This window comes from Streptomyces sp. NPDC004031 (assembly GCF_053604375.1).
In genome coordinates this window covers 211,778-236,666 of the sequence record NZ_JBSGHL010000002.1, presented here as the reverse complement: position 1 = coordinate 236,666, position 24,889 = coordinate 211,778, and the positions used below count along the sequence as shown (strand labels likewise).

Sequence of the window (24,889 nt, the reverse complement as noted above, 5' to 3'; positions counted from 1 at the left end):
TACTCGTCGAACATCGAGATGTAGATGCCCTGCACGCCGGCGCGGCACATGTTGTAGAACTGCCGCCACATGAAGTCGCCGTGCGCGCGCTGGCGTCCGGTGACCGAGCCGGGCAGTACGCACGGCTGGTAGTCGATGCCGTGCGCCGCGCACTCGGCCAGGTCGGGGACGGTGGCGACGTTGTAGAAGTTGTCGGCGTCCGCGACGTTGCCGATCCGGCCGACCATCCACGGGCTGAGCATGTCGAACGCGTGGTAGACGTCCGCGAAGCCGGGGCGGGAGTCCCGGTCGCCGGTACGCCACCAGGTCGGCACCCCGCCGATCACGTAGCAGCCCTGCGCCTTGAACCAGTTGACGACGTCCAGGCACGGTCCGGGGGCGAAGGGGCGCTGGTTGTCGGCGAAGCCGAAGCCCCAGATGCACACCACGGGCTTGCCGTTCTGCATCGCGTAGGCCGGTGAGGCGGTGTGCGCCTTCATCTTGTTGGTCCAGTCGGCCTTGATGTCCGACTGCATCGTCAGCCAGTCGCTGACGTCGTACATGATGTAGAACTTCCGGCCGTGCGACTCGGCGGCGCTGCGCACCTTGCCCGCCATCGCGTCCCGGTTGGGCCCCTCGCCGCCGGTGGGATTGAAGCGCTGGAGCGCGGCGGTGTCGATGTTGTTCTGCTGCATCCACAGGAACTGCGTGTCGACCGTCTGCTGGTCGTACGACGAGAACAGCGTCGCGGGCTGACCGTTTCCGAGCGCCGCGTAACCGGTCTGATACGTCCTGGTGTACTCGCGGACGTCCGGCCACGCCACGATCGTCGTGTTGGACGGCGACGGCGCCTGCCCGCCGTTCTGACTCCAGTGCCACCAGGTGTTAATGGGCGAACCGTCACCGATGCACGCAAACCACCCCTGGTAGCCGACCGTGATCTTGCCCACAACGTCGCCCGCGGAACTGGCCGCGGAGGCGCTTCCGGCGAGGGCCGTCTCGCCGATTCCGACCGCTCCGGTTGCGCTGACCGCAAGTGCGGCCTGTAACACCGTCCGGCGTGTGACACCCATGTCCGGTCCCTCCGATCGGCTGGCAACTCCCTTGGCACGCGGCCGATCCAGCGCCGGCGGCGGACCGGGAGTCCGTGGTCCGGGGGATCGTAACGACGGGGTTACGCCTCCGCAATAGATCGCGCATCAGGCGAAATATTTGACAGAAGTCACGCAAGAAGCGGTCATGAGGTCTTGACCGCCTGACCTGCGGTTAACACGCCCTTCAGCCAAGTCGGTACGAAAATCTTAGGAGAATGAAATATTCCGCTCCTACGGTCGTGGTTCATGACGCATGCACCACAACCGCCGGGCGGCGGGCGCGCCGGAGCGCGGTCCCGATCCCACCGGAGGAGGCCCAAGCCGCGTTGGTGGAAGCGCCCGATGGTGGTCTCCGCCGCCGTCCTCGCCACGATCGGACTGGTCACGCTGGCCGTCGTCAACCGGTCCCCGGGCACGAAGGACGACGCCTCCGACGCGGGACCGCCGGCCGCCACCACGAAGGCCGCCCCCGCCACCACCGCCCCCAGCAGCGCCCCGGCGTCCACCACGCCGCCCGCGCCGACCACCACCGCGGCCCCCACCACGCCCGCCGCCAAGACGTCGACCCAGGCGGCCAAGGACCTCGGCTCGGCGATCAAGACGCTGTCCGGGCAGCGCCAGGGCCGGCTGTCGGTCAGCGTCAGCGAGCTGGACGGCGACCTCGCGGCCACCTACGAGGACGGCTCGACGCCCTACGACACCGCGAGCATCGTCAAGGTCGACATCCTCGCCTCGCTGCTGCTGCGCCACCAGAAGGCGGGCACCACGATGACCTCGACCGAGAAGTCCGAGGCGACGGTCATGATCCGGCAGAGCGACAACAACGCCGCCACCGCGCTGTGGCACGCCGTCGGTGGCAAGTCCGGACTGGACTCCGCGAACAGGACCTTCGGCCTCAAGCACACCTCCGGCGGCGCGGGCGACCTGTGGGGGCTCACCCAGACCACCCCCGCCGACCAGATGAAGCTGCTGCGGGTGGTCTTCGACGACGACGGCTCGCCGCTGTCCGCGGCCTCCCGCGACTACATGACGGGCCTGATGGGCACGGTCACCAAGGGCCAGCAGTGGGGCGTCTCCGCCGCCGACGAGGACGGCTCCGGCTTCGCCCTCAAGAACGGCTGGCTGCAGCGCACCGCCACCGGGCTGTGGGACATCAACAGCATCGGCAAGGTCCAGTACCACGGCCACACGCTGCTGGTGGCCGTCCTGTCGAACGGCAACAAGTCCGAGAACTCCGGCATCGACAAGGTCGAGGCCGCCGCGGAGGCCGCCGCCAAGGCGCTCCTGTCCTGACGGCGGCCCCGCCCCGCCGCCGCTTGGCGCCGTCAGGACGCGACGTCCACCAGCACCTTCCCGACCACGTTGCCCTCCACCGCGTCGTGCGCGTCCGCGGTGCGCTCCAGCGGGAAGCGGTGCAGCGGCAGGCCCGCCTCGGCGCCCACCCGGAAAGCCCCGTCCGCGACCGCCGCCGACACCGCCGCCACGGCCGCGTCCTTCGCGGCCGCGGACACGGTGTACACCAGCACGCCCTGCCAGCGCAGGTTGCGGCCCATCGACGGGAACGTGGGCACCGCGGCGCTCTCCGCGTCGTTCGCGTAGAACGCGATCACCGCGTCCGGCGCGGCCACCCGCGCGGCCAGCGCGGCGTTCGCCGCCGGGGCGACCTCCACGACGACGTGCACGCCGTCCGGGGCCAGCTCGCGGATCACCGCGGCGGCGTCCTGCGTGCGGTAGTCCACGGTGTGGTGCGCGCCCGCGGCGGCCGCCAGCGCGGCCTTCTCCGGGCTGCTCACCGTCGTCAGCACCGTCGCGCCCGCCCAGCGGGCGAGCTGGATCGCCGCGTTGCCGACCGCGCCCGCGCCCCCCGAGACCAGCACCGTACGGCCCGCGAGGGCGCCCGGCGCGAGCTGCTCGGGGCCGCCGTCGGCGACGGTCAGCGCGCGGTGCGCGGTCAGGGCGGGGATGCCGAGGCTCGCGCCGAGGTCGAAGGACGCCTCCGGGGGCAGCGGCACGGCCTGCCGCGCGGGGAGCGCCACGTACTCCTGGGCCGTGCCGTCCAGGCGGGACCAGGCCGCCTCCCAGAGCCAGACCCGCTCCCCGAGCCGGGCCTCGTCCACGCCCTCCCCGACGGCGTCGATCACCCCGGCGCCGTCCTGGTTCGGCACCTTCTCGCCGTCCGGCGCGGTGTTCTTGCGGGCCTTCCAGTCCGTCGGGTTCACCCCCGACACCTTGACCGCGACCCGGACCTCCCCCTTCCCGGGAAGGGGACGGGCGCGCTCGGTCAGCGCGAGGACTGCGGCGGGGCCGCTGCGGTGGTACGTGATCGCCTTCATGAGCACCACAATCCCCCGCGGGGTGCGTTTCTTCCCGCGACACCGCCGCGACGCCGCCGCGCCACGCGCTCAGCCCAGCGCCGCCTCCGCCGCCGCGAGGATCTCCGTGACGCGCAGCCCGAAGCGGGCGTCGCACGCGTGGGGTTCGGGCGCGAGCAGCGCGTCCACGGCGCGCGCGTACGCCTCCTCGCCCGCGATCCCGGCGGCGCCGGGATAGCTCACGACGCCGTGCGCGCCGCGCAGTTCGCACGCGACGCCCGCGCCCGCGGGCGGCGCGGTGAGGGTCAGCGCAGCGGTGCTGGAGGCGCCGCCGGCGTGCCGCAGGGTCAGGTGGACGAGGTCGCCGGGCCCGCGGGCGGCGGCGACCTCCGTGACGTCACCGAGCACCGGCAGCAGCACCGACAGCGCGTGCGGCCCGACGTCCCACAGGCCGCCCTTCTCGCGGCGCCAGGGCGAGTCGGCGAAGGGACTGGCGCCCTCGCCGAAGACGGCCCCGTACCAGTCGGCGCGACCGGTGTACCAGCCACCCGCCGCGGCCTGTTCGGCGATCCACGCGGCGCCCGCGGGGTCGAAGCGGACGGTGAAGAAGACCACCGAGCGCACCCCGCCCGCCTCGACCGCGGCGACGACCTCGCGGGCGTCCTCGACGGTCGCGGCCAGCGGTTTGTCCAGCAGCAGGTGCCGCCCGGCGCGGGCGGCGCGCGCGGCGAGCGGTGCCTGGAGGGCGGGCGGCAGGGCGACGGCCACCGCGTCCACGTCGGCGACAAGCGCGTCCGCGTCGGCGTAGGGGCGGGTCCCGAGGGCCTCGGCGGCCTCGGCGGCGGCCTCGGGCCTGCGCCCCCACACGCCGGCCAGCTCCACCCCGGGGTGCGCGGCGAGCGCGGGGCCGTGCATGGTGCGGGCCCACGGCCCGGTGCCGAACAGGCCGACCCGCAGCGGGGACGCGGCGCTCATGACGCGGTCCGCGGCTCTTCGTGGCGGGCGTAGGCGTCGCGGTCGAGGTCGCGCAGATCGACGGAGAACTGGACCGCGTACTGCGGGGTGGGCGCGGTGTGCGCGCGCAGCGCCGCGAGGACGGCCTCGGTGAGGGCGCGCTTGGTCTCGGGGGTGCGGCCGGACAGCAGCGCGATCTCGACGTGGATCATGGCGTGGTGCGGCTCGCCGTCGCCGATCAGGAGATCGTCATGGCGTACGAAACGGGTCTTGCACCCGCCCGCGCGACCGCCCGCGACGGTGACGAGGGTCTCGTGCAGGGCCTTGCCGAAGCCCGGTTTGTCCAGGGCGTCGGTGAGCGTTCCGGAGTATTCCACGGTGGTATGGGGCATGCTCGGACCCTAGTCGTGCCAGGTCCGGGGGTACACGGCCGTCTCACGCCGCAGGACAGCAGCGTCCGTCCCCTCGGTTACGTCCTGTTAACACAAGGGCAATGGATGGGAAAACCGTCCTTGCGACGCTGCGGTCGGTCCGATCAGCGCAGCTCGGCAGCCGCACCCGCGCCCACGTTCGACAAGGATGGCGTCACCGTGACCTACAAGGCTGAGTACATCTGGATAGACGGCACCACGCCGACCGCGAAGCTGCGTTCCAAGACGCGGATCCTGGCCGACGGTGCGGAACTGCCGATCTGGGGCTTCGACGGCTCCAGCACCAACCAGGCCGAGGGTCACGCCTCGGACCGCGTGCTCAAGCCGGTCGCGTCCTTCCCCGACCCCATCCGCGGCGGCGACGACGTCCTCGTGCTGTGCGAGGTCTTCAACATCGACGGCACCCCGCACGAGTCCAACACCCGCGCCGCGCTGCGCGAGGTCGCCGAGAAGTTCGCGGACCAGGAGTCGCTGTTCGGCATCGAGCAGGAGTACACCTTCTTCCAGGGCTCGCGCCCGCTCGGCTTCCCGGAGAACGGCTTCCCCGCCCCGCAGGGCGGCTACTACTGCGGTGTCGGCGCGGACGAGATCTTCGGCCGCCCGGTCGTCGAGAAGCACCTGGAGAACTGCCTGGCCGCCGGTCTCGGCCTCTCCGGCATCAACGCCGAGGTCATGCCCGGCCAGTGGGAGTTCCAGGTGGGCCCGCTGAGCCCGCTGGAGGTCGCCGACCACCTGTGGGTCGCGCGCTGGCTGCTCTACCGCACCGCCGAGGACTTCGGCATCTCCGCCACCCTCGACCCCAAGCCCGCCAAGGGCGACTGGAACGGCGCGGGCGCGCACACCAACTTCTCCACCAAGGCCATGCGCGAGGACTACGCGGCCATCATCGAGGCCGCCGAGTCGCTGGGCCGCGACGACAAGCCGCTGGAGCACATCAAGAACTACGGCGCGGGCGTCGAGGCGCGGCTGACCGGCGCGCACGAGACCGCCCCGTGGAACGAGTACAGCTACGGCGTGTCCAACCGCGGCGCGTCGGTGCGCATCCCGTGGCAGGTCGAGGTGGACCAGAAGGGCTACATCGAGGACCGCCGCCCGAACGCGAACGTCGACCCGTACGTGGTCACCCGGCTCATCGTCGACACCTGCTGCACCGCGCTGGAGAAGGCCGGACTGGTCTGAACCCCGCTCCTCACCCGAAGGGCGCCCGCCGTGCACGGCGGGCGCCCTTCGGCGTACACGGGGTGACCATCGCCCCGGTCACTCGTTTGACGCAGCGTGAAGAGCCGACCCGTGCAGCAGACCGGAACGTCCGCGAAGAAACATGCCGCGCAAGGAGCGGTGGCGGAGGCCGAGGCGGCACTCGTCGAGCACTACCCGCGGCTCGTACGGCTCGCCTACCTCGCGCTGCCCGCGACTCTCGCACGGCACCGCAGGGTGCTCGTCGCCCACCGCCTCGTGCAGCGCGCGCTGCGGGCCGGTGCCGTCGCGGGCAACGGCACCGAGGCGTACGAACTGCTGCGCCGCGAGGTGCTGCGCGGCGCCCTCGCGCACGGCGCCGGCGGGCGCGCGCGCGAAGCCCTCGCCGGGGCGGCGCTGCCGTACGTGCTCGGGCTGCGGCTGCACCCGCGGGCCGGCGGCAGCGACGAACTCGCCCTGGACCGCGCCCTCGCCGCGCTCCCCGCACCCGCGCGCGCCGCGTACGCGCTGCTCGGCTTCGAGGGGCTCGACGAAGCCGCCGCCCGCGACGTCCTGGACGCGGCGGGCGCCGCCGACCCGCGCGGGGCGGTCCGCACCGCCGCCGGGCTGGACGGGGACGCGGCGCTGCTGGCCGCGGGCGAGTTCGACCCCTGCACGGTGCAGATGCGCCCCACCGACCTGCTGCGACGGCGGCAGCGCACCCGCGCGGGCGCGGCGATTGCCGCAGCCGGGGTCGTCGGCGTGGCCCTGCTCGCCTTCACCGGCGGCGGCTCCCCCTCCCCCACCGGCGCCGCCGGCTCCCCCGCCGCCGCGTCCGGCCCCGCCGCGCAGGCCCTCGACCCCGCCACGCTGGTACGCGTCGCGCCCACCGCGTGGACGGCCACCGGGCGACTGGACTTCACCGTGTGGCCCGCGCGCGGCAGCCGCACCGGCGACACCGCGCTGCTGCGCCGGGCCCTCGCGGTGTGGGCGAGCCCCGGCCCGACCGTCCAGGTCTCCGCGACCCCCGGCACCCCGCGCACCGGCCCCGCGTCCCCGCCGCAGCTCCTCTACGCGGGGGACGCCGACAAGGCCACGGTCGTCCTCTTCTACGACGGGCTGCGCATCATCCGCTACGCCGAGGCGCGCGGCGGCAACGGCAGCGGGGGCGCCGCGCTGGACTTCGCGCAGGTCCCGGACGCCGACATCACGACCGCCGCGGCCGTCGTCGTCGACCGCATCGACGGCAACACCCGCTTCCTGACCGCCCCCTGGGTCGCCCAGGCCGAGACCCGCGACCTACTCAAGCCCGACCAGAAGGCCGCGCCGCTCGCCCTCGCGCCCGACGGCACGACCGGGCCCGTCCGCATGCCCGGGGCGGGCGCGCCCGCGGGGCAGTGCGGGAGCGCCTGGACGGCGATGCAGCTGCGGTCCTCGACGAAGGTCGTCGAGCAGCACGCGTTCCTCCTCACCGACCTCGGCGACCTCAGCCCCGTCCATCTGACCTTCACCCCGCCGCCCGCCGCCGGGGTGCCCGCCGCATATCCCCGCGAGGCGACCGGCACACCCGCGCTCGTGAGCTGGGCGCACAGCGCGTGCCGGCTCGGGGCGCTGCGGGGCGAGGGCGTACGGGCCGTCAACGACTGGCAGTTCGCACGCAGCGCGCTGCCCGAGAAGGCGGGCGAGGGCGTCTGGACGTGCGACCGGGCCGACACGTGGCGCGGGCCCGGCCGCGCGACCGTCCAGTTCGTCCCGCCGACCGCGCTCGCGGCAGCGCCCGGCACCCTTGCGGGCAAGCAGAGCGACGGAAGTGCTTGCAGCAGCTTCGGGCGGAACGTCATGGCGGGCGTCATGTGGCAGTCCCCCGCGGGGCGGTGGTACCTGCTGGCCGCGGGAAGCCGTGACGTCACGTCGATCGCGGCGACCGGTGGGGTGACGGCGCGGGGCACGGGCCCCACCTTCGCGACCCCCGCCATGCGCGGTGCCCGCGCGACCCTGACGGCGACGACGAAGTCGGGGCTGACGCTGCATCCCCTGACGGGGGACTAGGCCGGGGACGCTCCGTTCTGCGTGGTGCGGTGCGCTGTGCGACCTTCTGCCGGTGGGGGCTGAGCGCGCAGTTCCCCGCGCCCCTTACGCGGCGCCGCCGCCGCTGGGGCGGGGGCCGCCACGGGGCACCTCCTCGGAATGCGCCTTCACCCCCCTACGTAGGGGCTGAGCCCCTCCCAGCGCATTCCTGCGGGGGCACCCCGCACCGTCCCCCTCCAGGCGGTTCAGCGGCTGCCTGCCGGTGGGGGTAAGAGTTCTCGTTTTTCAGGGGCGCGGGGAACTGCGCGAGCAACCCACCACCGGGGGAAGATCGCGACGCCTGCCGCAACAGGCACCCCGGTGCGAAAGGGGCGCGGGGAACTGCGCGACCAGCCCCCACCGGGGGAAAGGCGAACTGCCACCGCAAGTGGCAACCACCCAGGGGCGCGTGGGGGTACCCCCAGGCGAAGCTCTGGGGGAGAACGGAGCGACAAGCCCCCACCGGCGGACGGTCGCGCAGCTCACCGCGTCGGGCCCCGGAGGGGCTAGGCGGTGTGGAAGACGGCCACCGTGCGGGCCGGGACGGTGAACGTGCCGGTCGTGGGGGTGTAGGCCGCGGTCTTGACCACCGGGTCGGAACCGTGGACCTGCACGGAGTGCAACCCGTACGCGTGGCCGGCCAGCGAAGGCACCCGCTGTGAAGCGGCTCGCGGCGTCGCGTTGAAGACGACCACGAGCGGGCCGACCGTCATCGTGATGACGCCGGGCGTCTCGTCCGCCCCCGACAGGGGGAAGCCCACCTCGTGCTGGACCTCTTCCGCGGTGGTGAGGCGGAACGCGGGCTCGGTGGTGCGGATCCGCAGCAGGTCCTGGTAGGCGGCGGACGCGGCGCCCATCTCGGCGCACCCCGGTACCGCCGAGGTGTCGGTGAGCAGCGCGGTGGCGTAGGGCCATTTGTCCTTGTTGTCGGCGGCGGGCGGCAGTCCGCGTCCGATGCCGTTGCCCTGGGTGCAGTCCCAGTGGATCGCGTTGAACCAGTCGCCGGAGTCGAAGGAGTTGCGGTCGAGCGACTTGGACCGCAGCAGGTCGGATCCGGCCTGGTAGAGCGCGGGTCCTTGGGAGAGTGCTGAGGTGGCCTCGGCGAGGACCTGCATGCGGGCGCGGTCGGCGGCGGAGGTGTCGGCCGGGAGTTTGTAGGTGAGTGCGTCGTAGAGGGATTCGTTGTCGTGGGCGTCGGCGTACGCGAGGGCGTCGCCGGGTGCGTCGGCGTATCCGGCGGGGGCGCCGTTGTAGTCGATCTCCGCGCCGGTGACCTTCTTGCCGGAGGAGTCGGTGAAGCTGAACTGCCGCAGGTTGCCGGTGAGTCCGACCTCGATGAGGTCCTGGTAGTGCAGGAGGCGGGCTTTCTGCTCGGCCGGGGTGCCGTTGGCGGTGGAGGAGTTGGGGTCGGTGTAGAGGCCGGAGGCGAAGCCCTGGACGCCGGGGTCGGCGTCGAAGGGGCTGCCGCCGCGGACGGCGTCCCGTGAGCGGTCGGAGAAGGTCGCGATGCCGGTTCCGGCCATGTTCGCCTGGGTGGCCTGGACGAAGCGCGCGTTGTCGGCGACCTCGCCGAAGTTCCAGCCCTCGCCGTAGAGGATGATCTTCTTGCCGTCGACGCCGTCCTTGGCGGGGGTGAGCGCGTCGAGGGCCTTGCGGACGGCGAGGATGTTGGCCTTGGGGTGGTGGCCCATGAGGTCGAAGCGGAAGCCGTCGACCTTGTACTCCTTGGCCCAGGTGACGATGGAGTCGACGACGAGCTTGCCCATCATGGCGTTCTCGGGTGCGGTGTTGGCGCAGCAGGTGGAGTTGGCGACGGAGCCGTCGGGCATGAGCCGCTGGTAGTAGCCGGGCACGATCTTGTCGAGCACGGAGGTGTCGGCCTGGCCGGCGGCGGAGGTGTGGTTGTAGACGACGTCCATGACGACGCGGAGCCCCGCGCCGTTGAGGCCCTGCACCATCTGGCGGAATTCCCGGGTGCGGTCGGCGCCGTCGGGGTTCTTGGCGTACGAGCCCTCGGGCACGGTGAAGTGGTAGGGGTCGTAGCCCCAGTTGTACGCGTCGGTGGCCTGCTGGGCGGTGACGCAGGCCTGTTGGGCGTCGCTCGCGGGCCCGTACGAGGACAGGTCGCAGTCGGGGGTGGTCTGGTCGGCGGTGCGTTCGGGGACGGTCGCGAAGTCGAACGCGGGGAGCAGGTGGACGTAGTTGACGCCCGCGGTGGCGAGGTCGCGCAGGTGCGTCATGCCCGCGGAGGAGGTGTCGGTGAAGGCGGCGTACTTGCCGCGGTCGGCGGCGGGGACGGTGGTGTCTGCGGCGGAGAAGTCCCGGATGTGCAGTTCCTGGATCTGCGCCTGGCTCATGGGGACGGCGGCGGGCTTGTGCTCGCCGGACCAGCCCTTGGGGGCGAGCTTCGGGTCGTCGAGGTTCACCAGCAGGCTCTGCTTCGAGTCGGCGGTCAGCGCGACGGAGTAGGGGTCGGTGACCTTGTTGACGACGAGCTGCTGGACGCTGGGCGCCCACACCGTCACGTCGAAGAGGTACGTCTTGCCCGTCCAGGACGTGGGGCCGCTGACCGACCACACGCCGCCGGCCGTGTCCTCGCGCATCGGGACGGTCTTCCCGCCGATCTCCAGCGCGACCTTGTGCGCGGTCGGCGCCCACACCGACAGGCTCGGCCTGCCGTGGGTGTCGAACACCGGGCCGAGCGTGGCGTGTTGGGCAGCGGCCGAATAGAGGTCGTCGAGCACACCTTGCGTCTGCACACCCGTCGCCGCCAGCAGGGCGCCGCTCGATGCCCGTTGGGTCGCGACGATCTGGCCGCGCAGCGCCTCGCGGACCCGGGAGCGGTCACGCGGGTCGATACTGAAGGCGGAATAGCCCTTCAGCTGGGGGAACTTGGCGAGCTGCGCGGCGGTCAGGCCGCCGGGGAGCTTGGTCAGCCGCAGCCACTTGCCCTCGCCGGACAGGGCGCCGTCCTTGACGGTGATGCCGCCGTCCGCTGCGTAGACGAGCTGCTGGGAGGCGGAGGGGGCGGTGGTCTGCCAGGCGACGGTGTCGCGGTCGATCCACTGGGCCTGCGCCTTGCCGAGGTCCAGGTCGGCGCCGCTGCCCTGGGGCTGCGGCAGCAGGTAGGCGGGGGTGGCGTCGAGCAGCCACACCTCGTGGCCGGTGCCGGTGAGGTCGAGGGACTGGTCGCTGGGCAGGTCCTTGGTGTCGCCGTTGTGCAGGATGTAGCTCAGCGACGTGGCGCCCGCGGCGAGCGGCACCTCGTAGACGGCGCCGTAGGAGTCGATCCGGGTCGGCTTGAGCGGCGCGGTCCAGTCGGTGGGGTTCGCGGCGCCGGTCCAGGTGTGCAGGCCCCAGCCGTCGTACTGGCCGTCCGCGCGGTGGTAGTGCAGGACGGCCTTGGTGGTGTCCTGCGGCGGGTAGGCGCCGTCCGGGGCGCTGGTGGCCACGGCCGGGCTGCCCTGGCTGATCCAGACCTCGCCGCTGGTGGTGAGGTCGATCGTGCGGTCGCCGTCGGTGTCCTTGACGCCGTCCTTGTTCACGACGATGAAGCCGACACTGGACGCGCCGGGCTTGAGCTTGACGTACGCGAAGGCGCCGTAGGCGTCGCGGCCGGTGAAGGCGTGCCCGGCGGGCCAGGTCGTGGCCTCGCCGTCGGCGATGTCGCCCCAGGCGTAGAGGTTCCAGTCGGCGTAGTCATCATCGGCGCGCTTGTAGTGCACGATCGCGTAGTCGTGGCTGATCGCGGTCGGCGGCGCGGTGACGGGGGCCGTACCGGTCACCGTCGCGGCGGTCGCGGAGGCGGTGCGCCCGCTCGCGTCCACCACAACGGCCTTGTAGCGCGCGGGGGTTCCGGCGGCCGTGGCGGCGGTGACAACCTGCGTCACCTTGTAGGGGGCGTGGTCGGCCGAACCGAGCACCTTCCAGGGGGCGTTGCCGACCTGGGCGGCGAACACCACGCGGTTCAGGCCGCCTCCGCTGACGTCGGCGGACAGCTCGACGGTGCCGGTGGCGCCCGCCGCGGGTGCGGTGAGGGTGAGCTGGGGCGCGGTCGCGGGCCTGGGCAGCGGCTTGGCCGCGTGCAGCACGACGGCCTGGAGCGGCGGCACGGTCACGGTGAGGCTGCCGCCGCCGTCCGTGGTGAAGGAGCCGGTCGTGCCGTAGAGGCCGGTGTAGGCGGCGCCCGCGGTGTTGCCGGTGGGCACGGTGACCTTCTGCGCGGTGGTGGCGTTGTTGACGGCCACCAGGTAGTCGTCGCGGCTGGCGGCGTCGGTGCGGGAGTAGGCGTAGACGCCGGGGCCGTCGCCGGTCGCGGTGTAGCGCTCGGTCTGGACGCCGTCGCGCAGCGCCGGGTGGGCCTTGGTGAGCTGCGACAGGGCGGCGATCGTGCGGTAGAGCGGGTGCTGCGGGTCGTAGGCGTCGCTCGCGGCGGTGCGGTCGGTGCCGATCTCGTCGTCGTCGAGGTAGTCGGCGACGTGCGAGGCGAACATCGTCTGCCGGGCGTTCTTGTCGCCGCCGGGGGCGCCGGTGAAGCCCTGCTCGTCGCCGTAGTAGACGACCGGGTTGCCGCGGCCGAGGAACATCACTTCATTGGCCAGCTCGTCGCGCCTGAGCAGTTCGGCGTCGCTCGCGCCGGGGTTGTCCTGGGCGAGGAAGCTGCCGATGCGGCCCATGTCGTGGTTGCCGAGGAAGGTGACCTCCTCGTAGGCGTTGGCCTTGTCGGTCGTGTAGCGGTAGTCCTGGCCGTAGACGTTTGCCAGCTTGGCGGGCGCGGCGCCCTGCGAGGCGTAGGCGCGGGCGGCGTCCTGGAAGGGGAAGTCGAGCGTCGCGTCGAGGCGGCCCTGGGTGACGTACGGGGAGGTCACGGCGGGGTCGGCGTCGTAGGTCTCGCCGAAGAGGAAGAAGTTCTTGCGGCCGTGCCGGGCGGCGTACGCGTCGAGGGCGGTGGCCCACTGGGTCCAGAAGGGCATGTCGACGTTCTTGACGGTGTCGATGCGGAAGCCGTCGACCGCGAAGTCCGCGACCCACTTCTCGTAGATCTGCTCCATGCCGTGCACGACCTCGGGGCGCTGCGTCCACAGGTCGTCCAGGCCGCTGAAGTCGCCCTGGTCGGCGCTCTCGCCGGCGAAGGTGGAGTCGCCCCGGTTGTGGTACATCGTGGGGTCGTTGAGCCAGTCGGGCACCTTGGTGTGCTTCTGGTCCGCGGGCACGGTGGGGGTGCGCGGGAAGGACGCGGCGGTGACCTTCGGGAAGCCCTTGGTGCCGTCGGCGTAGGTGTCGTCGTCGAAGGGCGTGCCGTCGGCGGCGAGGTACGGGAAGGCGCCCTTGGCGAGGTAGCCGTAGGTGTTGTCGGTGTTGCCGACGACGTCGGCGGTGTGGTTGGTGATGACGTCGAAGAAGACCTTCATGCCCTTGGCGTGGGCCGCGGAGATGAGCCTGCGCAGGTCGTCGTTGGTGCCGAAGTGCGGATCGACCTGGGTGAAGTCGGTGATCCAGTAGCCGTGGTAGCCCGCTGAGGCGTCGGTTCCCGTGCCCTGCACGGGCTGGTTCTTGAAGATCGGCGCCATCCAGATGGCGGTGGTGCCGAGGCCCTTGATGTAGTCCAGCTTCTGGGTGAGGCCCTTGAGGTCGCCGCCCTGGTAGAAGCCCTTGTCGGTGGGGTCGTAGCCGGTGGTGAGGCGGCTGCCGGTGAGGCCGCCGCGGTCGTTGGACGGGTCGCCGTTCGCGAAGCGGTCGGGCATCACGAAGTAGAACTGCTCGCGGGTGTCGTCGTGCCGGGCGGCCTGCCCGGCGAGCGCCCGGTCGGACGGCGGCGCGGGCGGCTGCGGCGCGCCGTGCGCGGCCGCGGCCGGGCCGAGGGGGACGAGGGCGGCCAGCGCCGCGAGGGCGGTGGCCGTGGCCACACGCCGTATACGGCGGCGGTGATTACGGGTCCGGGTCCGGGTCCGGTACGCGGGCAGCCTGAAGTCCAGGGCCACGGGCGGTTCTCCTTGCTGGGGACAGCCTCGCGCCCGGGTCCACGCGCATGAACCGGTCGCCACTGCGGCGTCGGTGCCGAAGCTGTCCGGGAAGGTATCCCCGCGAGGGCCGTTGCAGCAAGAGTCTGTAACCACTTCCCGTCGTCCGGCAGTTCACCCCGCGCCCGGACCCGTCCGCGCGCCGGGCCGTACCGGCCGCGCACCCGCCGGTACGGCTCGGGCTTGCGTACGAGCGGCCCGCCGTACGGCGTACGCCGGAGCACGCGCAGGTCACGGGCGCGTCACGGATGAAGGATCTTGCAGAAAATTTCTTGCAGCCTCTTTCGCAAGCCATTACAACGCTGTTACCTTCCTGCCCAGCCCGACGGCCCCGCAGGGACGACATCGGCCGGCAGCCAGCCTGGCCTGGGCGAACGGGCACTTCCCTCATCAAGGAGTCAGGTATGCGACGCGGCATATCCGCCGTGGCGATGGCCGCGGCCATCGTTCTCGGGGCAACCGCCTGTGGCGGTAGTGGTAGCGACAAGAGCGACAAGGCGGCGCCCGCCAAGGACCCGGCGGCGGTCTCCGGGACGATCACCTACTGGGACACCTCGGACGCCAAGAACGAGGCCCCGACCTACCAGGCCCTCATCAAGGACTTCGAGGCGAAGTACCCGAAGATCAAGGTCGACTACCAGAACGTCGACTTCGGCACCGTCGAGCAGAAGTTCAAGGCAGCGGCGCAGAGCGGCAAGGGCGCGCCCGACGTGATCCGCACCGACGTCGGTCTGATCCCGGAGTACGCCTCGCTGCACTACATCGCCCCGCTGGACGGCACCGCGGCGCTGAGCGACACGCAGGACTTCCTCACGGGCCCCATGAACACCACCAAGTACGAGGGCAAGACCTACGGCGTGCCGTCGGTCACCGACACCCTCGGCCTGCTCTACAACAAGGACATCTTCGCCAAGGCCGGCATCGCCAAGCCGCCGGCCACGTGGGACGAGCTGATCGCCGACTCCGCCACGATCAAGGCGAAGGTCCCCGGCGTCGCGGGCACGTACATCAACCCGGACTCGTACTTCCTCTTCCCCGTGCTGTTCGGTGAGGGCGCCGACCTGGCCGACCCGTCGGGCAAGAAGGTCACGATCAACTCGCCGGAGGCGGTCAAGGCCGTCACCGAGGCGAAGAAGATCTACGACACGTCCTCGCTGAAGATCGACTTCGCGAGCGCGTACGACAACATGCAGACGTCGTTCAAGACCGGCAAGGTCGCGATGCTGATCCAGGGCCCCTGGTCCGTCGGCGACGACCTGACCGGCTCGGCCTTCCAGGGCAAGGCGGACAACCTCGGCTACGCCCCCGTCCCGGCGGGCTCGACCGGCAAGGCGCAGGCCCCGACCGGCGGCCACGACCTGGCGGTCTACCAGGGCTCGAAGAACCTGGACGCGTCCTACCTCTTCACCCAGTTCATGACGTCCTCGGCCAGCCAGCAGACGATCGCCGCGAAGAACGGCACCCTGCCCACCCGGACGTCGGCCTACACCCCCGAGGTGCTGAAGAACCAGACCATCGCGGGCTTCAAGCCGATCATGGACACCGCCCGGCCGCGCGTCGCGCTCCCGCAGGTCGGCAGCCTGTTCACGCCGCTCCAGCAGGAGTACATCAAGATCCTCCAGGGCAAGACCTCGGTCCAGGACGGCCTGGACGCGGCGGCCAAGGAGTTCGGCAAGCTGCTGCCGGGCTACACCGTGCAGTAGCCGCCCGCGTACCCCGGACCGGCCGGCCGGGGCCCCGCCCGCTACCCGCGGGCAGGGTCCACGCGCCCGGCCGGCCGGTCCGGTCCCCCCGCCGCCGCACCCCCCGCCGTACGCCCGCCATCCCCACGCACCGCCGTGGCACAGCCGAGAGAGCCGAGGAGCGATGACCACCGCCACCATGGACGACCCCGCCCCGGGGACGGCCGCCCGCCCGCCGCGCCAGCCGCGGCCCGGCCTGATGACCGCGATCAGGCGCTCGTGGGACCGGTACTGGTACGCCTGGGCGATGGTCGCCCCGGTCGTGATCGTGCTGGCCGTCCTGGTCTTCTACCCGCTCGGCTACGGCGCGTACCTGTCGCTGACGAACGCCAACGAGACGAACGTCGCCAAGGACATCGGCCCGGTGCACATCGGCGCCAGCTACCACTGGGTGGGCCTGCACAACTACTGGCAGGTGCTGTCCGGCAAGGACGGCGACTTCTACCCGCGGCTGGAGTGGACGCTGGTGTGGACGGTCGCGTGCGTCGCGATCACCTACTCCCTCGGCCTGGCCATGGCGATGCTGCTCAACCGCAAGGTGAAGTTCCGGCTGTTCTACCGGCTGTGCCTGATCATGCCGTGGGCGGTGCCGGCCTTCATCGGCGTCTTCGCCTGGCGGCTCATGCTCAACTCGCAGTACGGCGTCTTCAACGACATCCTCACCGGCGTCGGACTGCCCGCGCAGGACTGGCTCGGCTCGCCGCTGTCGCAGAAGATCGCGGTGATCATGGTGAACATCTGGGTCGGCGTGCCCTTCATGATGGTCGCCCTGCTCGGCGGCCTCCAGGCGATCCCGGGCGAGCTGTACGAGGCCTCCGAGATGGACGGCGCCTCCCCCTGGCAGCGCTTCGTCAACGTCACCCTCCCGGGGCTGCGCCCGGTGACCAGCACGGTGGTGCTGCTCAGCACGGTGTGGACGTTCAACATGTTCGCGATCATCTACCTGCTGCTCGGCAACAACACCACCGGCGACACCGACATCCTCGTCACCTACGCCTACGAGAAGGCGTTCACCGGGGTCTCCGACTACTCGGGGGCGGCCACCTACGGGATCGTCATCCTGCTGATCCTCGTGGCCTTCTCCACCTTCTACCGCCGCAAGCTGAAGCCCGAGCAGGCCTAGGAGCCGGATCACCATGACCGCCACCACCCACACCGGCCCGGCCGCCGCCCCCACGACCGCCCGGCCCGCCGCCGTCCGGCGCCGCTCCCGGGGCGAACGCAGCCGCGGCGCCTCGATAGCCCTGCACGCCACGCTGCTGGTCGCGAGCGCGATCGCCGTCTTCCCCGTGCTGTGGATCCTGTTCATCTCGCTCGGCCCCAGCTCCGCCTGGCAGCAGCCGCACGAGGTGCTGCACCACCTGGGCCTGGGCAACTACCGCTTCGTGCTGCTGCACTCGGACTTCCCGACGTGGTTCCGCAACTCGGTGATCGTGGCCGGTGCCACGACCGTGCTCGGCGTGCTGGTCTCGGCGAGCGCCGGCTACGCGATCTCGCGCATGCGCTTCCCCGGGCACAAGTCGCTGATGTGGACCTTCCTCGTCACGCAGATGTTCCCGATGGCCGTGCTGATCGTGCCGCTGTACAACCTGCTCGCGCAGCTCGACCTCATCGACACCTACGCCGGCCTGGTCCTCGTCTACTGCACCATCGCGGTGCCGTTCTGCGCCTGGATGCTCAAGGGCTACTTCGACACCATCCCGCGCGACATCGACGAGGCGGGCCGCGTCGACGGGCTCACGCCCTTCGGCACGTTCTGGCGGCTGATCGTGCCGCTGGCCCGGCCGGGCCTGGCCGTCACCGCCTTCTACAGCTTCCTGACCGCGTGGGGCGAGGTGGCCTACGCCGCCCAGTTCATGAGCAGCGACCACTCCACCCTGGCCGCGGGCATCCGCACCTTCGCCTCCGACCAGCGCGCGGACTGGGGCTCCATGACCGCCGCGTCGGTGCTCATCGCGATACCCGCGTCGATCGTCTTCCTGCTCGTCCAGAAGCACCTGGTGACCGGTCTGACGGCCGGCGGCACCAAGGGCTGACCGCGCCCCTCCCCCGCATCCCCCCGCACCCCGCACCGCACGCACGTACGTACGTCCACCGCCCGCCCCGGTCGCTCCGGGGCGGGGCGGCGGACCCGCACCCGACAAGGGAATCCATGAGCCAGCACCTCTCCGACGCGCCCCGCTCCGCCGCCGCTCCCGCTGCCGCCGCCGGGCACAGAGACTGGTGGCGCGATGCGGTCATCTACCAGGTGTACCCGCGCAGTTTCGCCGACGGAAACGGTGACGGCATGGGCGACCTGCCCGGCATCACCGCCCGGCTGCCGTACCTGCGCGACCTCGGCGTGGACGCGGTGTGGCTGTCGCCGTTCTACGCCTCCCCGCAGGCCGACGCCGGCTACGACGTGGCCGACTACCGCGCGGTGGACCCCATGTTCGGCACCCTCAGCGACGCCGACGACCTGGTGCGCACCGCCCACGGGCTGAACCTGCGGATCATCGTCGACCTCGTGCCCAACCACTGCTCCGACCAGCACGAGTGGTTCAAGCAGGCGCTGCGCGAGGGCCCCGGCTGCGCGATGCGCGACCGCTTCCACTTCCGCCCCGGCAAGGGCGCGGACGGCGAACTGCCGCCCAACGACTGGGAGTCCATCTTCGGCGGCCCCGCCTGGACCCGCACCACGAACCCGGACGGCACGCCCGGCGAGTGGTATCTGCACCTCTTCGCGCCCGAGCAGCCGGACTTCAACTGGGACCACCCGGCGGTGCACGACGAATTCCGCTCCGTGCTGCGCTTCTGGCTCGACCTCGGCGCCGACGGCTTCCGCATCGACGTCGCGCACGGCCTGGTCAAGGCCGCGGGCCTGCCCGACATCGGCCACGCCGAGCAGCTGTCGCTGCTGGGCAGCGCGCCCATGCCGTACTTCGACCAGGACGGGGTGCACGAGATCTACCGCGGCTGGCGGCGGATCCTCGACGAGTACCCGGGCGAGCGCATCGGGGTGGCCGAGGCGTGGACGCCCACCCTGGAGCGCGCGGCGCTCTACCTGCGGCCCGACGAGCTGCACCAGGCCTTCAACTTCGAGTACCTGGGCACCTCCTGGGACGCCGCCGAGCTGCGCCGGGTCATCGACCGCTCGCTGACGGTCATGGGCGCGGTCGACGCCCCCGCCACCTGGGTGCTGTCCAACCACGACGTCACCCGGCACACCACCCGCTTCGCGAACCCGCCGGGTCTGGGCACCCAGCTGCGCGACCCGGGCGACGCCGAACTGGGCCTGCGCCGCGCGCGGGCCGCGACCCTGCTGATGCTCGCGCTGCCCGGCTCGGCGTACCTCTACCAGGGCGAGGAGCTGGGCCTGCCGGACGTCACCGACCTGCCGGACGAGGTGCGGCAGGACCCGTCGTTCTTCCGCGCCGCCGGGCAGGACGGCTTCCGCGACGGCTGCCGGGTGCCGATCCCGTGGTCGGGCGGCGAGCCGCCGTACGGCTTCGGGCCGGTCGCGGGCGGCCCGAGCTGGCTGCCGCAGCCGGCGAGCTGGGCCGGGCTGAGCGTCGAGGCGCAGACCGGCGACCCGGACTCCACGCTGGAGATGTACCGCTCGGCCCTGGAGCTGCGCCGCAGCCACCCGGCGCTGGGCGCGGGCACCCGGGTCGAGTGGCTGGACGCGCCCGAGGGCGTGCTGGCCTTCCGGCGGGACGCGGCGGCCGCGGACGGCGGCGAAGGCTTCGTGTGCCTGGTGAACCTCACCGCGGAACCGGTCACGGTGACCGTGCCGGGCGGCCGCGCGCTGCTGTCCAGCCGCGCGGGGGACACGGGGACGAACGGTGACTCTCACGGCACCGGCGGCGTCGCCGTCACAATTGCCGCTGACACGACAATTTGGTGGGCGATCTGACGTGGTGGCATTCCGTCCAATAACATCCGGTGCTGTGACCGCGCGGCTCGCAGACATCGCAGCGCAGGCGGGGGTCAGCGAAGCGACGGTCAGCCGGGTTCTCAACGGCAAGCCCGGCGTGTCCGCCACCACCCGCGAATCAGTGCTGGCCGCGCTCGACATGCTGGGGTACGAGCGCCCCGTCCGGCTGCGCCAGCGCAGCGCGGGCCTGGTCGGGCTCATCACGCCCGAGCTGGAGAACCCGATCTTCCCCGCCTTCGCGCAGATCATCGGGCAGGCGCTGACCCGCGAGGGCTACACGCCGGTGCTGGCCACCCAGACGCCCGGCGGCTCCACCGAGGACGAGCTGGTGGAGATGCTCGTGGAGCGGGGTGTGGCCGGCATCATCTTCGTCTCGGGCCTGCACGCCGATTCCACCGCGGACATGGAGCGCTACGCCCGGCTGCAGGGCCAGGGTGTGCCCTTCGTGCTCATCAACGGTTTCACGGAGAGGGTCAACGCCCCCTTCGTGTCGCCCGACGACCGCGGCGCGATGCGGCTGGCGGTCACCCATCTGGCGGCGCTGGGGCACCGGCAGATCGGCCTCGCGGTCGGGCAGAAGCGTTTCGTCCCCGTGCAGCGCAAGATCGAGGGCTTCGTCGCGTCGATGACCGAGGTGCTCGGCATGACGCAGGACGAGGCGCAGGGGCTCATCCAGCACTCGCTGTTCACCCTGGAGGGCGGGCAGGCCGCGGCCGGGGCGCTGATATCGGCCGGATGCACCGCGATCGTCTGCGCCTCCGACATGATGGCGCTCGGCGCGATCCGGGCGGCCCGTCAGCAGGGCCTCGACGTTCCCGGTGACGTGTCGGTCGTCGGCTTCGACGACTCGCCGCTGATCGCCTTCACCGACCCGCCGCTCACCACCATCCGGCAGCCCGTCACCGCGATGGGCCAGGCCGCGGTCAACGCGCTGCTGGAGGAGATCGCCGGGACCCCGGCGCCGCACAGCGAGTTCGTGTTCCTGCCCGAGCTGGTCGTCCGCGGCTCGACGGCGGCGGGTCCGAGCGGGCAGGGCGCGCAGGGAGCGCCGGGCGCACCGCTGCCCGCGCAGGGCGCGGTGGCGCGTACCACCCGGTCGGGCGACGATCCGGCGGGAGTCTGAGCCGTACCAGGGGACACATCTGGCAGACTGGTGTCCTATGGGGGAACCGACTGCGAAGACCGCGAATCAGACGGATGACCACTCCGCCTCTGCGCAGCGCTCCAGCGGATCCCGGGCCGCCCTCGCCACGTCCGGCACGTCCGGCTCGTCCGGTGGGAGCGGTACCGGTGAGCCGGGCCTGGCCCGTACGCTGCTGGAGCGGCTGCGCACCCCACGACAGCCCAAGTTCTGGTTCGAGATCCTGCTGATCGGCGTCAGCTACTGGCTGTACTCGCAGATCAGGAACGCGGTCCCGGAGCAGAAGGAGACGGCGCTGCGGCACGCCGCCGACGTCTGGTCCTTCGAGCACCACCTCGGGCTGGCGTTCGAACGCTCGGTCAACCACACCATGGACTCGGTGACGTGGCTGATCGTGGGGATGAACTACTACTACGCCACGCTGCACTTCTTCATCACCATCGGTGTGCTGGTGTGGCTGTACCTCTACCATCCGTCGCGCTACGGCCCCGCCCGGCTGGTGCTGTTCGTGACCACCTGGGTGGCCCTGATCGGCTTCTGGGCCTACCCGCTGGCGCCGCCGCGGCTGATGGCGGGCGGCGGCTTCATCGACACGGTGCTGGTGCACCACACCTGGGGCTCACTGTCGCAGGGCAGCCTGGCGAAGGTGTCCAACCAGTACGCCGCCATGCCGTCGATGCACATCGGCTGGTCGCTGTGGTGCGGGATCACCGTCATCTCGCTGGCCAAACCGCTGTGGGCGCGGATCCTCGGCGGTCTGTACCCGGTGTTCACGCTGCTGGTGATCGTGTCGACCGGCAACCACTTCTGGATGGACGCGGTCGGCGGCGCGGTGTGCCTGGCCTTCGGCTTCGGCGTGGTGTGCCTGATCTACGGGCGGTGGGTGTACGCGCTGCCGAAGTTCGCGACGGGCGCGTTGATACTGGAGGACAAGGCGGGCGACGGCGGGGGCGTCGTGCGGGGCCGCAAGTTCCGGTCGTGAGGGCCCGGCCCGCGCGGTCGTGAGGTGTCCGCCGTCGTCGCCGTACGGGCCCGGCCCCTGGTTGGCCGGGGGCGGTTTCAGCCCTCGTAGAACAGGCGCTCCACGACCGCCCGCGCCCGCCGGGTGCGGCGGCGGTAGTCGTCGAGCATGTCGCCGACGTGGCCGGGCGGGAAGCCCAGGTAGCGGCCGACCGCGGCCAGCTCGCGGGCGTCACCGGGGAAGGTGTCGCCGGGGCGGCCGCGGACCAGCATGACGGCGTTGCGGACCCGGGTGGCCAGCACCCACGCCTCGTCCAGCACCTCCGCGTCCGCCGGGTCGATCAGCCCCGTCCCCGTGGCGGCGGCCAGCGCGGTCCGGGTGCCGGTGGTGCGCAGCTCGGGGAGCCGCCCGGCGTGCTGGAGCTGGAGCAGCTGCACCGTCCACTCGACGTCGGAGAGCCCGCCGCGGCCCAGCTTGGCGTGCAGCGTCGGGTCGGCGCCGCGCGGCAGCCGCTCGGACTCCATCCGCGCCTTGAGCCGGCGGATCTCGCGTACGGCCTCGTCCTCCAGGCCGTCCGCCGGGTAGCGCAGCGGGTCGACGAGCGCGGTGAAGCGCCCGCCGAGCCCCTCGTCGCCGGCGACCGGGGTGGCCCGCAGCAGGGCCTGGCTCTCCCACACCAGCGACCAGCGCCGGTAGTAGGCCTCGTAGGAGGCGAGGCTGCGGACCAGCGGGCCGCTCTTGCCCTCGGGCCGCAGGTCGGCGTCGACCAGCAGCGGCGGGTCGGCGGTGGGGATCTGGAGCAGCCGGCGCAGCTCGTTGGCGACGGCGAGCGCGGCGCGCCCGGCCTCCTCCTGGTCGGCGCCGTCGTAGGGCTCGTGCACGAACAGCACGTCGGCGTCCGAGCCGTAGCCGAGTTCGCGGCCGCCGAAGCGGCCCATGCCGATGACGGCGAAGCGGGTGGGCAGCGGCCGGGCGTCGTTGTCGGTCACGGCGTTGACGGCGGCCCGCAGCGCGCCCGCGACCGTCGCGGAGGTCAGGCCGAAGACCGCGCAGCCGACCCGGTCGGTGAGGGCGGCGGGCGGCACCCGGTCGGCCTCCCGCTCGACGTCGTCGCCGTAGGTGTCGATGAGGTCGGCCGCCGCGGTGCGGAACAGCTCGCGGCGGCGCACCCCGCGGACGGCGGCGATGGCCTGCTCGGGGCCGTCGGCGCGGCCCACCGCGGCGAGCACCTCCTGCTCCAGCGCGGTGTGGTCGCGCGGGGCCAGGCCTTCGGCGGAGCCGAGCATCGCGACGGCCTCGGGGGCGCGCATCAGCAGGTCGGGGGCGAGCCGCCCGGAGGACAGCACGCGGGCCAGCCGCTGGGCGGCGGCGCCCTCGTCACGCAGCAGCCGCAGATACCAGGGGGTCTTGCCGAGCGCGTCGGAGACCTTGCGGAAGCCGAGCAGGCCGGCGTCCGGGTCGGCGGAGTCCGCGAACCAGCCGAGCAGCACCGGCAGCAGGGTGCGCTGGATGGACGACGCACGGCTCACCCCGCTGGCGAGCGCCTCCAGATGGCGCATCGCGGCGGCCGGGTCGTCGTAGCCGAGCGCCTGGAGGCGCTGGCGGGCGGCGTCGGTGCTGAGCCGGGTGTCGCCGGGGCCGAGCTGGGCGACGGACTCCAGCAGCGGGCGGTAGAAGAGCTTCTCGTGCAGCCGCCGCACCTCCATGGCGTGCCGCTTCCACTCCCGGTTGAGGCTCGCGACCGGCTCCGAGCGGTAGCCGAGGCCGCGGCCGAGCCGGCGCAGGCCCGCCTCGTCGTCGGGGACGAGGTGGGTGCGGCGCATCCGGTACAGCTGGATGCGGTGCTCCATGAGCCGCAGGAAGCGGTAGGCGGCGTCCAGCGAGGCGGCGTCGGCGCGGCCGACGTAGCCGCCCTCGGCGAGCTGCCCGAGGGCGGTGAGCGTGGTGGCGCTGCGCAGCGAGGGATCGGTGCGGCCGTGTACGAGCTGGAGCAGCTGCACCGCGAACTCGACGTCCCGCAGGCCGCCGGGCCCGAGCTTGAGCTCGCGCTCCACCTGGGCGGCGGGGATGTTGTCGACGACCCGGCGGCGCATCTGCTGCACGTCGGTGACGAAGTGGTCGCGTTCGGCGGCCTGCCACACCAGCGGGCGGATCGCGGCCAGGTAGTCGGCGCCGAGCGTCGGGTCGCCCGCGACCGGGCGGGCCTTGAGCAGCGCCTGGAACTCCCAGGTCTTCGCCCAGCGCGCGTAGTACGCCAGGTGGCTGGACAGCGTCCGCACCAGCGGGCCGTTCTTGCCCTCGGGCCGCAGGTTGGGGTCGACGGGCCAGATCGTGCCCTCGGCGGTGGTGTCGGAGCAGATCCGCATCATGCGCACCGCGAGCCGGGTCGCGGCCTGGAGCGCCTCGGTCTCCGCGACGCCGTCGGCGGGCTCGGCGACGAAGATGACGTCGACGTCCGAGACGTAGTTCAGCTCGTGGCCGCCGCACTTGCCCATGCCGATGACGGCGAGCCGGGCGGCCGCGGCGTCCTGCGGGGTCTCGGCGGAGGCGATGGCCAGCGCCGCACGCAGCGTGGCGGTGGCGAGGTCGGCCAGCTCGGCGGCGGTACGCACCAGGTCGCTGGTCCCGCACACGTCGCGGGCGGCTATGCCGAGCAGGCAGCGCCGGTAGGCCGCGCGCAGCGCGTCTGGATCGGTGGCGGAGGCCAGGCCCCGTTCGAACTCGGCGACCCCCGGGTGCAGGTCGGCGGCCTCGTACGTGACGAGCGCGTGCCAGTCCGCGGGGTGCCGGGCCAGATGGTCGCCGAGCGCCTCGGACGCGCCCAGCACGCCCAGCAGCCGGTCGCGCAGCGGCTTCGCCGTCGTCACGGTGTCCAGCAGCGCCCGGCGCTCCTCGGGCGCGAGCGCCTCCACCAGGCGGACCAGCCCGAGCAGCGCGAGATCGGGGTCCGCGGTGGCGCCCAGCGCCTCCAGCAGGACCGGATCGGTACGGACCTCCGCGAGCGCGTCCCCGTCGAGCAGCCGCTCGGCTCCCGCGGGGTCGGTGAACCCGTGCCGGAGCAGTCGGGTGAACGTACTGCTGCGGCGTCCCTGCATC

15 protein-coding genes are annotated in these 24,889 nt (G+C 72.5%); 9 read left to right on the top strand and 6 right to left on the bottom strand.

What is annotated here, in order from left to right; all coding sequences use genetic code 11:
- Positions 1 to 1,052, bottom strand: a 1,052-nt coding sequence (locus ACWERV_RS02195) for a glycoside hydrolase family 71/99-like protein (protein WP_452927584.1), incomplete at its 3' end; no start/stop codon positions are given.
- 363 nt (positions 1,053 to 1,415) lie between these two features.
- Here ACWERV_RS02195 and ACWERV_RS02190 point away from each other — a divergent pair.
- Positions 1,416 to 2,366: a serine hydrolase gene (locus ACWERV_RS02190; RefSeq protein WP_452927581.1), complete on the top strand. Its 951-nt coding sequence runs from the start codon at positions 1,416 to 1,418 to the stop codon at positions 2,364 to 2,366.
- 32 nt (positions 2,367 to 2,398) lie between these two features.
- On the opposite strand, the gene ACWERV_RS02185 is transcribed toward ACWERV_RS02190, so the two are convergent.
- The 3 genes from ACWERV_RS02185 to ACWERV_RS02175 form a co-directional block, all read right to left on the bottom strand.
- On the bottom strand, positions 2,399 to 3,406 hold the full coding sequence (locus ACWERV_RS02185; protein ID WP_452927578.1) for an NADPH:quinone reductase: 1,008 nt from the start codon (positions 3,404 to 3,406) through the stop codon (positions 2,399 to 2,401).
- 69 nt (positions 3,407 to 3,475) lie between these two features.
- Complete coding sequence (locus ACWERV_RS02180) at positions 3,476 to 4,342, bottom strand: Gfo/Idh/MocA family oxidoreductase (RefSeq protein WP_452927611.1); 867 nt, start codon at positions 4,340 to 4,342, stop codon at positions 3,476 to 3,478.
- Positions 4,343 to 4,356: 14 nt separating this feature from the next.
- Positions 4,357 to 4,731 (bottom strand): 5-carboxymethyl-2-hydroxymuconate Delta-isomerase, encoded by a 375-nt coding sequence (locus tag ACWERV_RS02175; RefSeq protein WP_398188142.1) that lies wholly within the window; start codon positions 4,729 to 4,731, stop codon positions 4,357 to 4,359.
- A gap of 198 nt (positions 4,732 to 4,929) precedes the next feature.
- On the opposite strand from ACWERV_RS02175, the gene glnII reads away from it, so the two are divergent.
- Positions 4,930 to 5,949, top strand: coding sequence for a glutamine synthetase (glnII, locus tag ACWERV_RS02170; protein ID WP_398188139.1), 1,020 nt, complete (start codon positions 4,930 to 4,932; stop codon positions 5,947 to 5,949).
- A gap of 159 nt (positions 5,950 to 6,108) precedes the next feature.
- On the top strand, positions 6,109 to 7,995 hold the full coding sequence (locus ACWERV_RS02165) for a hypothetical protein (protein WP_452927575.1): 1,887 nt from the start codon (positions 6,109 to 6,111) through the stop codon (positions 7,993 to 7,995).
- Between the two features lie 524 nt (positions 7,996 to 8,519).
- On the opposite strand, the gene pulA is transcribed toward ACWERV_RS02165, so the two are convergent.
- Complete coding sequence (gene pulA, locus ACWERV_RS02160) at positions 8,520 to 13,919, bottom strand: pullulanase-type alpha-1,6-glucosidase (protein WP_452927572.1); 5,400 nt, start codon at positions 13,917 to 13,919, stop codon at positions 8,520 to 8,522.
- A gap of 518 nt (positions 13,920 to 14,437) precedes the next feature.
- Here pulA and ACWERV_RS02155 point away from each other — a divergent pair.
- The 6 genes from ACWERV_RS02155 to ACWERV_RS02130 all read left to right on the top strand — a co-directional run bounded on the left by ACWERV_RS02155 (position 14,438) and on the right by ACWERV_RS02130 (position 21,814).
- Positions 14,438 to 15,736: an extracellular solute-binding protein gene (locus ACWERV_RS02155; RefSeq protein ID WP_398188131.1), complete on the top strand. Its 1,299-nt coding sequence runs from the start codon at positions 14,438 to 14,440 to the stop codon at positions 15,734 to 15,736.
- A gap of 163 nt (positions 15,737 to 15,899) precedes the next feature.
- Positions 15,900 to 16,898 (top strand): carbohydrate ABC transporter permease, encoded by a 999-nt coding sequence (locus ACWERV_RS02150; RefSeq protein WP_452927569.1) that lies wholly within the window; start codon positions 15,900 to 15,902, stop codon positions 16,896 to 16,898.
- Positions 16,899 to 16,911: 13 nt separating this feature from the next.
- Positions 16,912 to 17,811 (top strand): sugar ABC transporter permease, encoded by a 900-nt coding sequence (locus tag ACWERV_RS02145; RefSeq protein WP_452927566.1) that lies wholly within the window; start codon positions 16,912 to 16,914, stop codon positions 17,809 to 17,811.
- A gap of 116 nt (positions 17,812 to 17,927) precedes the next feature.
- Positions 17,928 to 19,670: a glycoside hydrolase family 13 protein gene (locus ACWERV_RS02140; protein ID WP_452927562.1), complete on the top strand. Its 1,743-nt coding sequence runs from the start codon at positions 17,928 to 17,930 to the stop codon at positions 19,668 to 19,670.
- Positions 19,671 to 19,704: 34 nt separating this feature from the next.
- Positions 19,705 to 20,814 (top strand): LacI family DNA-binding transcriptional regulator, encoded by a 1,110-nt coding sequence (locus ACWERV_RS02135; RefSeq protein ID WP_452927560.1) that lies wholly within the window; start codon positions 19,705 to 19,707, stop codon positions 20,812 to 20,814.
- Between the two features lie 37 nt (positions 20,815 to 20,851).
- Complete coding sequence (locus ACWERV_RS02130) at positions 20,852 to 21,814, top strand: phosphatase PAP2 family protein (protein WP_452927557.1); 963 nt, start codon at positions 20,852 to 20,854, stop codon at positions 21,812 to 21,814.
- Positions 21,815 to 21,891: 77 nt separating this feature from the next.
- On the opposite strand, the gene ACWERV_RS02125 is transcribed toward ACWERV_RS02130, so the two are convergent.
- Positions 21,892 to 24,888: a bifunctional [glutamine synthetase] adenylyltransferase/[glutamine synthetase]-adenylyl-L-tyrosine phosphorylase gene (locus tag ACWERV_RS02125; RefSeq protein ID WP_452927555.1), complete on the bottom strand. Its 2,997-nt coding sequence runs from the start codon at positions 24,886 to 24,888 to the stop codon at positions 21,892 to 21,894.
- Position 24,889 lies beyond the last annotated feature (1 nt).

What these genes read in the sequence shown, in the direction of transcription:
- ACWERV_RS02175 (WP_398188142.1), bottom strand. Translation starts at nt 4,731, where the DNA reads ATGCCCCATACCACCGTGGAATACTCCGGAACGCTCACCGACGCCCTG.
- ACWERV_RS02155 (WP_398188131.1), top strand. Translation starts at nt 14,438, where the DNA reads ATGCGACGCGGCATATCCGCCGTGGCGATGGCCGCGGCCATCGTTCTC.
- ACWERV_RS02130 (WP_452927557.1), top strand. Translation starts at nt 20,852, where the DNA reads ATGGGGGAACCGACTGCGAAGACCGCGAATCAGACGGATGACCACTCC.
- ACWERV_RS02125 (WP_452927555.1), bottom strand. Translation starts at nt 24,888, where the DNA reads ATGCAGGGACGCCGCAGCAGTACGTTCACCCGACTGCTCCGGCACGGG.
- ACWERV_RS02140 (WP_452927562.1), top strand. Translation starts at nt 17,928, where the DNA reads ATGAGCCAGCACCTCTCCGACGCGCCCCGCTCCGCCGCCGCTCCCGCT.
- ACWERV_RS02190 (WP_452927581.1), top strand. Translation starts at nt 1,416, where the DNA reads ATGGTGGTCTCCGCCGCCGTCCTCGCCACGATCGGACTGGTCACGCTG.
- ACWERV_RS02185 (WP_452927578.1), bottom strand. Translation starts at nt 3,406, where the DNA reads ATGAAGGCGATCACGTACCACCGCAGCGGCCCCGCCGCAGTCCTCGCG.
- ACWERV_RS02145 (WP_452927566.1), top strand. Translation starts at nt 16,912, where the DNA reads ATGACCGCCACCACCCACACCGGCCCGGCCGCCGCCCCCACGACCGCC.
- ACWERV_RS02150 (WP_452927569.1), top strand. Translation starts at nt 15,900, where the DNA reads ATGACCACCGCCACCATGGACGACCCCGCCCCGGGGACGGCCGCCCGC.